At 44.1% G+C, this 12598-nt stretch carries 15 protein-coding genes; all 15 read right to left on the bottom strand.

Annotation, left to right across the window (positions count from 1 at the left end; all coding sequences use genetic code 11):
• Nucleotides 1-35: 35 nt before the first annotated feature.
• Nucleotides 36-1583 carry an amidohydrolase family protein gene (locus tag B158_RS0106685; protein WP_018624591.1) on the bottom strand — a complete coding sequence of 516 codons (1548 nt, stop codon included), beginning with the start codon at nt 1581-1583 and terminating at the stop codon, nt 36-38.
• Nucleotides 1584-1724: 141 nt separating this feature from the next.
• On the bottom strand, nt 1725-2636 hold the full coding sequence (locus tag B158_RS0106680; RefSeq protein ID WP_018624590.1) for a 5'-nucleotidase: 912 nt from the start codon (nt 2634-2636) through the stop codon (nt 1725-1727).
• Nucleotides 2637-2671: 35 nt separating this feature from the next.
• The gene (locus B158_RS0106675; protein ID WP_018624589.1) at nt 2672-3400 is read right to left on the bottom strand and encodes an MlaA family lipoprotein; all 729 of its coding nucleotides are present in this window, start codon (nt 3398-3400) and stop codon (nt 2672-2674) included.
• Between the two features lie 88 nt (nt 3401-3488).
• On the bottom strand, nt 3489-4277 hold the full coding sequence (locus tag B158_RS0106670; RefSeq protein WP_228127073.1) for an HvfC family RiPP maturation protein: 789 nt from the start codon (nt 4275-4277) through the stop codon (nt 3489-3491).
• Between the two features lie 6 nt (nt 4278-4283).
• Nucleotides 4284-5129 carry an HvfB family MNIO-type RiPP peptide maturase gene (locus B158_RS0106665; RefSeq protein WP_018624587.1) on the bottom strand — a complete coding sequence of 282 codons (846 nt, stop codon included), beginning with the start codon at nt 5127-5129 and terminating at the stop codon, nt 4284-4286.
• 74 nt (nt 5130-5203) lie between these two features.
• On the bottom strand, nt 5204-5569 hold the full coding sequence (locus tag B158_RS0106660; protein WP_018624586.1) for an HvfA family oxazolone/thioamide-modified RiPP metallophore: 366 nt from the start codon (nt 5567-5569) through the stop codon (nt 5204-5206).
• 160 nt (nt 5570-5729) lie between these two features.
• Nucleotides 5730-6755, bottom strand: coding sequence for a tetratricopeptide repeat protein (locus B158_RS0106655; protein ID WP_018624585.1), 1026 nt, complete (start codon nt 6753-6755; stop codon nt 5730-5732).
• A gap of 3 nt (nt 6756-6758) precedes the next feature.
• Nucleotides 6759-7193 carry a cytochrome c-type biogenesis protein gene (locus tag B158_RS0106650; protein ID WP_018624584.1) on the bottom strand — a complete coding sequence of 145 codons (435 nt, stop codon included), beginning with the start codon at nt 7191-7193 and terminating at the stop codon, nt 6759-6761.
• Nucleotides 7190-7756 carry a DsbE family thiol:disulfide interchange protein gene (locus B158_RS0106645; RefSeq protein WP_018624583.1) on the bottom strand — a complete coding sequence of 189 codons (567 nt, stop codon included), beginning with the start codon at nt 7754-7756 and terminating at the stop codon, nt 7190-7192. The genes B158_RS0106650 and B158_RS0106645 overlap by 4 nt, the downstream gene beginning before the upstream one ends.
• Entirely contained in the window at nt 7746-9734 is a 1989-nt protein-coding gene (locus B158_RS0106640; RefSeq protein WP_026309283.1) for a heme lyase CcmF/NrfE family subunit, read from the bottom strand. Before B158_RS0106640 ends, B158_RS0106645 begins: the two co-directional genes overlap by 11 nt.
• Before the next feature lie 11 nt (nt 9735-9745).
• Complete coding sequence (gene ccmE, locus B158_RS0106635) at nt 9746-10225, bottom strand: cytochrome c maturation protein CcmE (protein ID WP_018624581.1); 480 nt, start codon at nt 10223-10225, stop codon at nt 9746-9748.
• A gap of 6 nt (nt 10226-10231) precedes the next feature.
• Nucleotides 10232-10456 carry a heme exporter protein CcmD gene (gene ccmD / locus B158_RS0106630; RefSeq protein ID WP_018624580.1) on the bottom strand — a complete coding sequence of 75 codons (225 nt, stop codon included), beginning with the start codon at nt 10454-10456 and terminating at the stop codon, nt 10232-10234.
• Nucleotides 10457-10459: 3 nt separating this feature from the next.
• Nucleotides 10460-11233, bottom strand: a complete 774-nt coding sequence (gene ccmC, locus B158_RS0106625) for a heme ABC transporter permease CcmC (RefSeq protein WP_018624579.1) — start codon at nt 11231-11233, stop codon at nt 10460-10462.
• A 55-nt stretch (nt 11234-11288) separates the two neighbouring features.
• Nucleotides 11289-11960: a heme exporter protein CcmB gene (gene ccmB, locus B158_RS0106620; RefSeq protein ID WP_018624578.1), complete on the bottom strand. Its 672-nt coding sequence runs from the start codon at nt 11958-11960 to the stop codon at nt 11289-11291.
• Nucleotides 11960-12586, bottom strand: a complete 627-nt coding sequence (gene ccmA / locus B158_RS0106615; RefSeq protein WP_018624577.1) for a heme ABC exporter ATP-binding protein CcmA — start codon at nt 12584-12586, stop codon at nt 11960-11962. The genes ccmB and ccmA overlap by 1 nt, the downstream gene beginning before the upstream one ends.
• Between the last annotated feature and the right edge of the window lie 12 nt (nt 12587-12598).

The following is a 12598-nucleotide window of genomic DNA, read 5'->3' as shown; positions in this document are numbered from 1 at the left end:
AAGCCCCTGCATGATGCAGAGGCTTTGGCGTATTATTACTTAGTATTTTTGGCTTTTTCTACTAGCGCCTTAACATCCTCTCTTAGTTGGCGTGCATCAAACACGATTCCATCTTTAATGGTATATTTCACGCCGCCCACTCGCTGAGGGACATTATCAAGACCTAGACGGTAATGTCCTGTGCCATATAACACCTTAAAGTTTGCAATAGGATTTTCATCCACAATCACTAGATCGGCATATTTTCCTGGCCGTAATGAGCCAATTTTTCCGTCCATGCCAAGAGCTTCCGCACCATTTAATGTTGCAGATTGAATCACTTCAAGCGGATGGAAGCCTGCTTCCTGAAGCAACTCAAACTCACGAATCAGACCAAATCCGAATATTTTGTAGATATAACCGGTATCAGAACCCGTGGTTACCCGCCCACCATGATTTTTATAGTCATTTAAGAAACTCATCCAGATACGGTAGTTCTCTTTCCAGTCGATTTCATTTTGGGTCGTCCAGTCAAAGAAATAGGAACCATGCGAGTGACGGTTTGGCTCAAAAAACTCAAGAAGTTTTGGATGAGTATATTCATCATGCCATTCAGCTTCACGCTCACGCATAACATCGCGACTGGCCTCATAAATAGTCAAAGTCGGATTGATGGTAAAGTCGAGCTCAACTAATTCGTCGCGAACCGCATTCCACCGGTCACTACCCTTTTTAGCAGCCTGTTGCCATAGACGCCCTGCTTCAGTAAAGCGATGAGATTCATCATTATAGTTATACTCAAGCGGGTAATCTTGAATGGTTTTATCGGTAAACAAAGCTTCCGGCAGACCATACCAATGTTCCATTGAGGTCAATCCTAAGCGCGCTGAATCGAGTGCATTAGTTCCATACACATTCAACTGGGCATGATGCATCATGGTTCCCAAACCTTGCTTGGCAGCCTCATCAAGAGCAGCTTCCATCATGTCTTTGGGTAAACCGAAGAATTTAATTCCCGCTGCGCCCTCATCCGCTACATGCCTGACCCACTTCCGTGCTTCCTGCGGCGTAGTAATTTCTTTATCCCAGCCCATTCCAAAGCCAATGTAGGGAACGATTCTTGGTGCAGCAATCTTGTTTTGCTGACTAAGCTTCTGATGCTTTAAGGTCCAATCAAGACCGTTAAAACTACCAGGTTCACGAATAGTCGTAATACCATGAGCCAGCCAAAGCTTAAATGGATATTCAGCAGGCAAACCATCAACACTGCCGGCTATGTGTGCATGCATATCAACAAAACCAGGAAGAACATAATGGCCACTGATATCCATCACCTTGTCATTTGGCCCAGCTTTGGGTCGCTTCGATTCATCAATAGCAACTCCGGGAGCACCAACTGAACGGATACTCTTAATGGTATTGCCTTCAATGATGATATCCACTGGACCAGTTGGAGGTGCTCCTTCACCATTAATAATAATGCCACCACGCAGGATAAGTCGTTTGAAGGGACCTTCTCCTTCACTGCGTTCTGGCGCATCAATGGTTGCAGCAACTGAGTTTAAACTGACAAAAAGAAAGAGTGCTGAAATTAAGTGTTTCATGCTGATTTCCCGCTTTTATCTTGCTGAATATTCATAAAAAAGTATTCTGCAAGATGCCCGAATCAGCATTAAATAGCAAGCAAGGAGATGTAACGAACTTTATTCAAAGGAAAGAGTAGAGATGATTGGTTTGAAAGCTGGTTATTGTGCTTTCTTCTTGTTAATAACACCATTAGGCACGTGACCACTGGCAATATGCTCTCTGGCACGCTCTATGTGCCCTTCCTGATCATCAAAGAAAACATCAGCACCAAAGGCTTTTAGGAACCGAGTTTTATCCATACCACCCAAGAATAAAGCTTCGTCAATGCGAATATCCCAGTAACGCAAGGTTCTTATGACTCGTTCATGAGCTGGTGCTGAGCGGGCTGTTACTAATGCGGTGCGAATTGGGCAATCTTCGGTGCCAAACTCTTTTTGCAACTTATGCAATGCTGCCAGGAAATTTTTGAAAGGACCACCTTCCAGAGGTTTCTGAGCTGAAGCTTTCTCATGCTTTGTGAATTCTTCCAGTCCACCACTTTGGAAAATCTGTTCAGACTCGTCGGAAAACAAAACGGCATCACCATCAAATGCAAACTTGATAATGTCGCTTTCATTGCTCGCCTGAGTCGGTGCAACAATCGTCGCGGCGGCAATTCCCGCCTCTATCGCCTGGGTAACATCAACAGGGTTAGTTGAGAGAAATAAATGGGCACCAAATGCTTCGGCGTAAAGATATGGGCTATTGCCGGAGGTGAAGGCCGCACGAGTAATCTGCAATCGATGATTTTCAATGGAATTGAACACTCGCAAGCCGGTATCGGCACTGTTGCGTGAAAGAAGAATAACTTCGACGCGCGGCTTATCTTTAGCACCATCATTTATTGCAAGCAGCTTACGGACCAGACCAAAAGCAGCGCCAGGCTTAAGCAGCTCATCTTCATGGTCTATCTGGTATTGGGCATAACTGTTTACGCCCTTCTCCATGTAAATTCGATGGCTTTCTGCCAAATCAAATAAGGCAGTTGACGATATGGCAATGACCAGAGTGTCTTTAAAATCCATCGGCATGATTTATATATCCTGCGAGTAATACTTCGATTAAATTACCAGTCTTCACAATCTTCTTCAAACTCACAGTCATCCTCAATTGGTGGACGACCATCGTAAATCAGGAACTCTCTACGCTGTAAATAAGCATCCCTCACCAGGGAGTACTCATCCAGAGCTTGCTCAAGCTGCTCTTCAAGTGGTAATAATTCGGCACGTGTCTGAATTAGGTCTAACGCTCTTAAGCTCCACTCGGTTTGTGAGTCATTCAGCTCGTCATAAGGACTGTACAACGCAGTTTTATCAACAACAAACCCAATACCATCTCGTGCCGTAGATGGGCCAATAAATGGCAACATCAAGTATGGTCCTGAGTCAAAGCCCCATGCAGCAAGGGTCTGACCGAAGTCTTCTTCTTCTTTTTCAAGACCCATCTCTGTCGCTGGGTCAAGAAAACCCGCCAGGCCCAGGGTACTGTTAATCAAAAATCGGCCTGTATCTCGTCCTGCCTTGCCAAATTTGGCCTGCAGCAAGTCATTGATGATAGTCTCGATTTCACCCAAATTGCTGAAAAAGTTAGAGATACCCTTTTCAATAGGGTCTGGGGTTATAGCCTGATAACCCTCAGCTGTTGGCTTAAGAATTGCCTTATCAATAGCGCGGTTGAACTCCCAGACGCCACGATTATATTCTTCATAGGGGTCTTTAGGATTTGATGAGTCAGTTGTCGCACAAGCAGATAAGGTTAAAACACTTAAAACCAATAATAATCGGTTAAACTTCATTAGTTAGTCCTTTGGTATTTCTATGGCGCAATAATAAAGGTTTCGATTGGTTTGCGCCAGTTCTGTTATTAGAGTCGCTGGCCTTAACTCAAGAGTTGACGCCTAAGATTACATCACGCTGAAGCAGGCTATCAAGCATTTGCTTGCCGCCCTCAATTAACTGCTGAGGATTAGGAAATTGAGTTTCTACAGCAAGTTGCTGCAATGCCTGCTGGCCATTTATTTGACTACCCTGCTCAAGATGCTCAAGGAAAATCTGCAATAAGCGGAAGGTAAAAAGATTAGTCTCCATGAACTCAATCTTGTGTTTCCGATCACGACAGATAATTAAAAATGTTGGCTGATCCGGCTTTTCTTCTGGAATATAAGCCTTGCCAATTCGATGGACAGGAAACTCATAAGCATTTGCTACAGCTAGTGGCGAGATTACAATGTTCTGATTAAACAAATCACCATTTCTATCATGTGGAATAGCCAAAATATCCTGCTTATTAGCTAAAAGCGATACCTCCATCCATTCCCAATGCGCAAGCTCAGTCATAAATGGGAAGTCATCTTGTTCAGCTTCACGCTCATTCGATAAATAATTCAGGAATTCAGCGGAAATATCAGCAAAATAAGGAGAATGCGCTCGGTATTCAGTGAAAAAGCTACGCACCATCCGATGCCATTTATCATCAGCAATTAACGACCGTAATATGGGAAAGCTGTTTGCGCAAAAATTTTGGATATTGTTATAAAACAGGTCCTGGTAAACCTTCATTCTACGGGCTTCAATGCCCTCTGGCGCCTGAAATTTTGCCGGATTGCGAAGGTTTTTCGCGAATTCAAATTGGATCTGTTGGAATTTAGGTAATTCAGAATGTTTGTTCATCATGAACTCCTAAGCAATAGCAGCTGGAGCTTGTTGGTATTTGTTTTGTAGCGCTTTAATCTGTTCAACTTCCTTCAGTAACTTGGCCATAGAAGGAATATTGAAGTCACGCTCTAACAATGTCGGGAACACACCGAACTGTTCATAAGCTAAATCCAGCAGGTTCCAAACCTCAGGTTTGACATCTGAGCCATGAGTATCAACTTTAAGGTCTTCGGCTTCATCATAATGGCCAGCAATATGGCCATAGGCAATCCGCTCTTTGGGTAAAGCCTTGAGAAACTGTTCAGGGTTGTACTTATGATTGATGCTGTTTACGTAAATGTTATTAACATCTAATAGTAACTTGCAATCCGCCTCTTCCAGCACAGCGAGTAGGAACTCTAACTCACTCATTTCCTGACCGGGAGCTGCATAATAAGATACATTTTCCATGGCAATTTGCTGACCAATAATATCCTGCACCTGCTGAATACGTTTGGCGACGTAATGAACAGCCTCCTCAGTAAAAGGAATTGGCATCAGGTCATACATATGACCATCATCGCTACAGTAGCTTAAATGCTCGCTATAGCACTGAATGTCATAGGTCTTAATGAATTCGGCAACTTGCTTAACAAAATCAGTGTCCAGAGGTGTTGGTCCACCGATAGACAGGGACAGTCCGTGAATAACAAAAGGAAAGCGTTCTGCGTAACGTTTAAACTGGTCTTTTAATCGACCACCATAAGGAATCCAGTTTTCAGGAGCCACCTCCATGAAGTCAACTGTTGACTGATCAAGTGCTTCATACTCATCAAGAAAGTCTCGACGAAGTCCTAAACCTGCACCTATAATCAGCTTTTGTTGTTTCACTATTGCTCCAGAATGATTTGATTGAAGGGAAAGTGGCGACCGAAGTCGCCACTAAGAAGCTTGGTAATTTGTGATTAGCTTAAACCACCACATTTACCTTCTTCGGTTTTCTCGGCTTTTTCTTCGCCGCACTTACCTTCACCGCATTTGCCTTCACCGCATTTGCCTTCTTCAGCTTTCTCGGCTTTTTCTTCGCCGCATTTGCCTTCACCGCATTTGCCTTCTTCAGCTTTCTCGGCTTTTTCTTCGCCGCACTTACCTTCACCACATTTGCCTTCGCCATCTTTACCATGGCCATCAAACATAGAAAGGTTATAACCAGACTGTAAGTCATTTAGAGTGAATGGGTTTTCGCCAGCGGTTGCTGTGCCGATTGCTGTCGAAGCAGCTAGTGATGCAGATACTACTAGGGCTAACTTGGTTTTATCTTTGTTTAACATACGATTTGACTCCTAACGTGTTGTAAAAAACTATTTATGAATAGTGAATATTCAGGTTTTAGACCAACCTAATCGCTATTTGTTACATAAAATTAATAGCTTAACAACAAATTTCCACCATTCCCTGTGAAAGTCACGTCAAAACAAGGGAGGATCGAACCTAATTCACAGTTTGATTGATCTCAATGTGAAACTGTTCACCAGGCGTTAACTTATCTAAACGCTCAGTTCGACCAAATTGATCTCCTGCACCAGGCTGGGCAATACCTTCTATCGATAGTCGAATCTCAACAATGACATCCTGAGCTTGCCATAACTCCACATCTGGTAGCATGACATCTCCAGGAGTCAGCAATACCCCACCTTCAAGCTCAGAAAGGGCAACAGAACGGACGGCTACTGGGGGCCCACCTGCATAGGAGCGAACTAACACGAAAGCCTTGCTAAACTGCTCAAGAGGAAGCTCAGATATATTATCAACGAATACGCGGATGTTATTGGTTTGCTGCAATTTCAATTGATGTTCGGCCCGTGCAATTTGCTCTCGCATGAGCTGCGCAGACTGGCTACCCGGCTCTCTCATATCTAAAAGACGCTGCCAATAGTCTATTGCTGCCTGATAATTTTGCTGCTTAAACTGATTAACACCCTGCATCAGTAAAGCACCTTCATGGTTAGGCTGTTCCATTAAGACCAGGCCTATATGGCGATCAGCACGTTGAAATGCTGCTTGGTCATCAGACTCAAGAAAAATTTGCGCAACCTGCAACCGGCTCGCATCAGTTGGTTCAAGATCGATTGCACGAACAAATGCCTGATCAGCCTCATCAATTTCACCAAATCTTAGAAAGATCTGGCCTAACTGAAGCCACTTTTCTTTATTGTCAGGATCCTGTTCACTTCTTAATCGAAGCTCTGTTAAAAACTCGAGCGCTGTAATTTCATCATTTTGAGCTTTTTCAGCCAGCTCAACCAGTGAAAGCCCAGCCAAAGATTGGTGTTTTTCACTTAGCGCTTCAAGCTCCGCATGTGCGCCCATTTTGAAGTAAATGAAGAGACTTAGAACGGAACTGATCAGCAACATACCACTGTACAGTACTTTTTTATTTGAACTCTTAAAAACACCACCAAAGAGCCAGGCAGCCCAAGCGAGGGCAACTAGGGTTAATACAATCCAGGCAATCATTTATTATTCACCCTTCTCCTGGTTAGCTCGATTAGATTCACCTTCCAATGTGACTTTGCGACGCCCCACTCGGGCAACAACTATTGCTAGGATCACGAGAAAGATAACCAGTGGCGAAAACCATAAAATGTAATTGGCAGGCTGCAATGGCGGGTCATACAGTACAAAGTCTCCATAGCGTTCCTGCATATAGGCAAGAATCTGGCGCTTGGTTTCGCCAGCTTTTATTTTTTGCTGAACGATAAAACGTAAATCCCTGGACAGAGGAGCATCGGAATCGGCAATGGTTTGATTCTGACATTTCGGGCAGCGTAATTCATTGATGATTTCGTAATACAGTTGTTCCTGCGCTTCATTATCAAACTCATAGGTTTCGATAACGGCCTGAGCAAGCTGCGCCATCATTAATGCGCAGACTATAACAATTAGTTTTTTCATTCGGCGGCCTCCAGTTGCTCTAGATTAGGATCCAGTTCCTTCATCTTTGGCAATATAATGGTGTTCCAGACCCGATTGTCTATGACCCCAACATAACGATGATGAATGACACCATTGCCATCGACTAAAAAGGTTTCGGGAGCACCGTACACTCCGAGATCAATCCCCATAGTGCCATCCTCGTCAGCGATGGAAAATAAGTAGGGATCACCACCTTTTTGCAGGTATTTCAACGCATCTACACGTTCATCTTTATAGTTTAAACCAATGATAGGGATAGGATATTGATTGGCAAATTTCACCAAATATGGATGCTCAACATGACATGAGACACACCAAGTCGCCCACACATTAAGTAAAAACGGCTTTTTGGGTAGGTCCTGATTAGTGAAGAACTCTTCAGCGTTATGTAGATTACTCAGACGGAACTCAGGAACCTCTTTACCAATTCGCTGCGATGGAAGTTCTGTCGGATCATTTCCCAAAGAAAACCAGAACACCACCACCAGAGCGGTAAAAATCACGATCGGTATAGAAGTGATAATAACTTTCTTATTGGCCATTAGTGTTAGCCTCCTGAGATGCTTTTTTCTTAAGTTTCTTTTCGCGATAGCGTTTGTCCGTCATCGCTAAAATACCACCCAGGGCCATAAAAATAGCGCCTAACCAGATCCAGCGTACAAACGGTTTATAGTAAACGCGAATGGCCCAAGCAGAATTATCGAGCGGCTCACCCATGGCAATGTACACATCTCTAAATAAACCAGGATCAATGGCCGCCTCAGTCATAACCATTTGTGAAGCATTGTAGCGACGCTTTTCAGGTTTTAACTGAGCAATAAAATCATCATCTTTTGTGACATCAAAAATCGCTTTGGAGGCAATGTAGTTTGGTCCTTGAATATTCTTGAAATCTTTAAAGTGTACCGACAGCCCCTCAACTTCAACGGTTTCCCCTATCTCAATACGAATATCTTTTTCAATGCTGTAATAAGAAGTTAGTACTACACCCAGGGTGGTAACGGCAACACCAATGTGAGCTAAAATCATGCCCCAGTAACTGCGGCTAATTTTGCGCACACCGGCCAAGCGAGACTGACTTTTAGCTGACTGTAGCTGAATATATTTAACAGTCCCTGCAATGACCCAGAGTCCGAGAATAGTGCCGAGAATAGCCATCGGCTCGATATCAGTGAAAGTAAAGCCATTCAAACCAAATGTAAGAAGCAGGCCTAAGAATATGCAGCTTAAGAACCACCAAACATATTTTTTAAGCAACGCAGGAAGATCATCTTTTTTCCAGCTAATTTGCTGGCCCAGAGGCATCAACAGCAAAATAGGTATAAAGAAAACGGAGAACATCAAGTTGAAATAGGGAGGACCAACCGAAGACTTACCATCGGTAAAGGCTTCAACAATCAACGGATGCAAAGTACCCAGTAAAACCACAAAAGTGGAAACCGCTAATAATGCATTGTTAAACAGTAATGCGATTTCACGAGATACCAGCGTGTAGTCTGATTTAGAACGAACCTTACTGGACTGAATGGCGTAGAGGATTAGCGAAGCCCCAACTACAATCGCCAGGAACATTAAAATAAATTTACCACGTACCGGATCGTTAGCAAAAGCGTGCACCGACGTTAATACACCAGAACGCACCAGGAAGGTTCCCAGTAAGCTTAGCGAGAAGGTCAAAATAGCCAGTAATACAGTCCAGGACTTAAAGGCGGCTCGTTTTTCCGTAGCTGCCAGCGAATGTATCAAGGCGGTACCTGCAAGCCATGGTAGGAAGGAAGCATTTTCAACCGGATCCCAGAACCACCAGCCTCCCCAGCCAAGTTCATAATAAGCCCACCAGCTACCCAGAGCGATACCAAGCGTCATGAAGATCCAGGCAACCGTCGTCCACGGACGCGACCATTTTGCCCACTTATAATCCAGCTCGCCCTGCAGCAAACCAGCAATAGCAAAAGCAAATACTACTGAGAATCCAACGTAACCCATGTACAACATTGGAGGATGAACAATAAGCCCAAAATCCTGCAACAACGGATTCAGGTCTGCACCATCAATAGGGATAAAAGGTAAAGCTCTCTCGAATGGATTTGAGGTGAACAGAGTAAAGGATACGAAACCGACGGCAATCAGTCCCATAACACCCAGAACACGGGCAATCATAGTGTCTGGCAAAGACTTGCTAAACTTTGAAACGGCAAATATCCAGCCTGCTAATATCAATACCCAAAGCAACAAGGACCCTTCATGAGATCCCCAAACCGCAGAAATTCGATAATAAATCGGTAACTGCGTATTTGAATGATTGGCAACGTAAGCCACTGAGAAATCATTCTGAATAAAGGAAATGGTTAAGCAGACAAAACTTGCCAACATCAACAAGAAAATGCTGGTCGATGCTTTATGGGCAAATTGAATCAGTCCCTTATGATTGGTTTGAGCACCATAAAATGGCAAGGTACCTAATAAAATGGCGTTAATAAACGCCATGATTAGGAAGAAATTTCCGAGTTCAGGTATCAAGGGAAAACCTACTAATATTTGTCTGAAGGTTGTTTGGATTCATCGCCATCGCGTGGCTGCATTGGATGCCCATATTTTTGCAAAGAGGCTTCCACCTCTGGCGGCATATAGGTCTCGTCATGTTTTGCCAATACCTTTGATGCCACCAATTTATTAGGCTCAACCAACTGACCTTCTGCAATAACGCCCTGCCCCTCTTTAAAAAGGTCAGGCAAAATATTATCAAAGCTGATAATCATCTGACTTTGGTTATCAGTAATCTTAAACTCTACATAAAGACTCTCTGTTGAGCGCTCAATTGAGCCAGGAACGACCAAACCACCGACACGGATAGTTTTGTTGAGAGGTGCCTTGCCTTCTTTAACTTCGGTAGGAGCATAGAAGTGATTAATATTCTCGTTCAGAGCGAACAGGATTAGAGCAACAGCTCCGGACAGTAGAGCCAGACCAGCCAGAATAGCAATGAGTTTGTTACGACGATGTGCTTTCATAAATCATTAATCTCGTGATTCGGCTTTATCAACTTTTAGCTTGCGTGCTTTAACCTGACCACGACCAGAATCATCTGAATTGAGCTCAGATTTTACTTGGCTACGCAGAGATTTCAATAAATATCGGAACCAATAGAATAAACCTAATAACACTAGAAAAGTTACGATATAGCTGGACCAGACATAAGCGCCATGTTTGCCCATAAATATGAATTCGTGGAAGCTATTCATCGTTTAACCTCTCTTCTGCATTTGCTTTGGTTCGTGAGAAGCGGCCCAGTCCGAAACCCAACGAGATTTCTGTTCACGGATTAAAACCTCTACCCGTAAGCGCATGATGACTAAGCCTATGAATAATAGATAGAAAGCACCTATCATGATGAATAACGGCACCTGAAATTCTGGCGCCAGGGCTCCTTTCTGAGTCACCGAATAACCTTGATGCAGAGTGTTCCACCATTTCACTGAGAAATAGATAATTGGCACATTGATCACACCAACGATGGCCAATACTGAGGCAGCTTTATCGGCCTTGGCGCGTTCGGCAAAAGAAGAATGCAGTGCGATAAAACCCAAATATAGGAATAACAATAGTAGTTCTGAGGTCAGACGCGCATCCCATTCCCACCAGGTGCCCCAGGTAGGCTTACCCCAGACCGCTCCGGTGAATAGAGCAATGAAAGTCATGGCTGCACCAATAGGCGCAATGGCGCGAGAAGCAGCAAACGCCATCTTCATTTTCCAGACCAGGCCGATGATCGAGGCAATTGCCATAACCACATAACCGACCATCGAAAGCGCTGCGGCCGGAACATGGATATACATGATACGAACGGTATGTCCCTGTCCCTGACGAGCCTCTATTGGCGAAGCCCACAACGAATAATAGAGTCCAATTGCCAGTAGAATCAGGGTACTTGCCCAGATCCACGGAAGCCATTTGGAGGATTTTTCAAAGAACCATTTAGGGGAACCGAGTTGATGAAACCAACGCCAACGAGAAGCCATTAATTGTAAACCTATTGTCAGTCAGTCTTTAATTAAGCTGGCCACTAGCAATTTGCTAGCTGACCGAAATTTTCAATGCGCGCCCCGCTGCAAAGGGACTTACTACCAGCGCAATCATTAAAAGTGCAGCCAAAATCGCAAGTTGGCCATTATAGCTGAAATTTTCCAGCGATGCTGTAACAGTTGATGTGCCAAAAATCAAAATCGGTACGTAGAGCGGCAACACCAGAATTGCAACCAACATGCCATTTCGATTGGCAGCCAGAGCCAAACTCATCCCTATGGCACCAATCAGGCAAAGAGTCGGTGTTCCTAACAGCAGACTCAACATCAGGACCCAAGTATGATTGGATTCCACGAAGCCATGATTGATCTGCATCAAAATACCCAACAAAGGGGAAATAATTACCAGTGGCAGTCCTGTTAATAGCCAATGGGCCAGAATTTTAGCACTGGCAACTTGTGTTGGCCCTGCAATTAGCAAGGTCTGCTCAAGCGAACCGTCCTGATAATCACTACGGTAAAACTGCTCAAGCGATAGCAAGGTTGAGAGCAAGGCAGCGACCCAAATAATGCCTGGCGCGATTTTTTGCAAAACAGGGGCTTCAGGACTGACCCCAAATGGAAACAGACTGACCACCATTATGAAGAAAAACAAAGGAATGACGATACCGATCCAGTTACGGCGTGCAACCATCAGCTCTCTTTTCAATAGTGCGCTAAACATTAGTGCTCAATCCCTATGCGTTGGTCTATGGCCAACTCTTCAATCTCATGGTGTGAGGTAAAGAGAACCACTCCGCCCTGTTTGGCAAATTGTTGGATCAGTTCTGCCAGCCAATGGCGCGTGCCCTTATCCAGATTGACGAAAGGTTCGTCCAGAATCCAAATCTTTGCAGGCTCAATCACTAATCGACATAAGGCAACCTTATGCTGCTGACCTGCAGATAATTCTGCAAAGCGGCGCCCCTGTAACTGTCCAATCCCTAAGTCATGAGTCGCGCTGTCAATCAAAGGCTTAGGATCTTTAACGCCTCTCAATCGAGCATAGAAGCTTAAGTTTTCAAAAATAGTAAGCTCCGCCTTCATAGATAAGGCATGAGCGAGGAAGATAAGGTCTTGAAAGTAATTAGAATCAAGATTGGTGATGGGCTGGCCATTCCAATGAATTTTGCCGCTATCTGCCTGTAACAGCCCGGACAGGCAACGCATCAGACTGGTTTTGCCAGCACCATTTTCACCATAAAGATATGTAATAGTTGAAGGCGCCAACTCAAGTTCAGCGCCTTCCAACAAAACGTGCTCAGCACGCGATATGGTCAAATCAGAGGCTGATAAGCCTTTGTTTGTCATGGTAACCCTTAT

The sequence above is a fragment of the Kangiella aquimarina DSM 16071 genome (genome assembly GCF_000374105.1).
GTDB lineage: Bacteria > Pseudomonadota > Gammaproteobacteria > Enterobacterales > Kangiellaceae > Kangiella > Kangiella aquimarina.
Note: the sequence above shows the minus strand (reverse complement) of the source record. Positions and strands in the feature narration are given on the sequence as shown.

Bases quoted from the DNA above. Each gene is read 5' to 3' on its own strand.
- B158_RS0106650 (WP_018624584.1), bottom strand. From the start codon at position 7,193: ATGAAAAAACTAATTGTTATAGTCTGCGCATTAATGATGGCGCAGCTT.
- B158_RS0106680 (WP_018624590.1), bottom strand. From the start codon at position 2,636: ATGCCGATGGATTTTAAAGACACTCTGGTCATTGCCATATCGTCAACT.
- ccmB (WP_018624578.1), bottom strand. From the start codon at position 11,960: ATGTTTAGCGCACTATTGAAAAGAGAGCTGATGGTTGCACGCCGTAAC.
- B158_RS0106675 (WP_018624589.1), bottom strand. From the start codon at position 3,400: ATGAAGTTTAACCGATTATTATTGGTTTTAAGTGTTTTAACCTTATCT.
- B158_RS0106685 (WP_018624591.1), bottom strand. From the start codon at position 1,583: ATGAAACACTTAATTTCAGCACTCTTTCTTTTTGTCAGTTTAAACTCA.
- B158_RS0106660 (WP_018624586.1), bottom strand. From the start codon at position 5,569: ATGTTAAACAAAGATAAAACCAAGTTAGCCCTAGTAGTATCTGCATCA.
- ccmD (WP_018624580.1), bottom strand. From the start codon at position 10,456: ATGAATAGCTTCCACGAATTCATATTTATGGGCAAACATGGCGCTTAT.
- ccmA (WP_018624577.1), bottom strand. From the start codon at position 12,586: ATGACAAACAAAGGCTTATCAGCCTCTGATTTGACCATATCGCGTGCT.
- B158_RS0106645 (WP_018624583.1), bottom strand. From the start codon at position 7,756: ATGGCCAATAAGAAAGTTATTATCACTTCTATACCGATCGTGATTTTT.
- ccmE (WP_018624581.1), bottom strand. From the start codon at position 10,225: ATGAAAGCACATCGTCGTAACAAACTCATTGCTATTCTGGCTGGTCTG.
- B158_RS0106670 (WP_228127073.1), bottom strand. From the start codon at position 4,277: ATGATGAACAAACATTCTGAATTACCTAAATTCCAACAGATCCAATTT.
- ccmC (WP_018624579.1), bottom strand. From the start codon at position 11,233: ATGGCTTCTCGTTGGCGTTGGTTTCATCAACTCGGTTCCCCTAAATGG.
- B158_RS0106655 (WP_018624585.1), bottom strand. From the start codon at position 6,755: ATGATTGCCTGGATTGTATTAACCCTAGTTGCCCTCGCTTGGGCTGCC.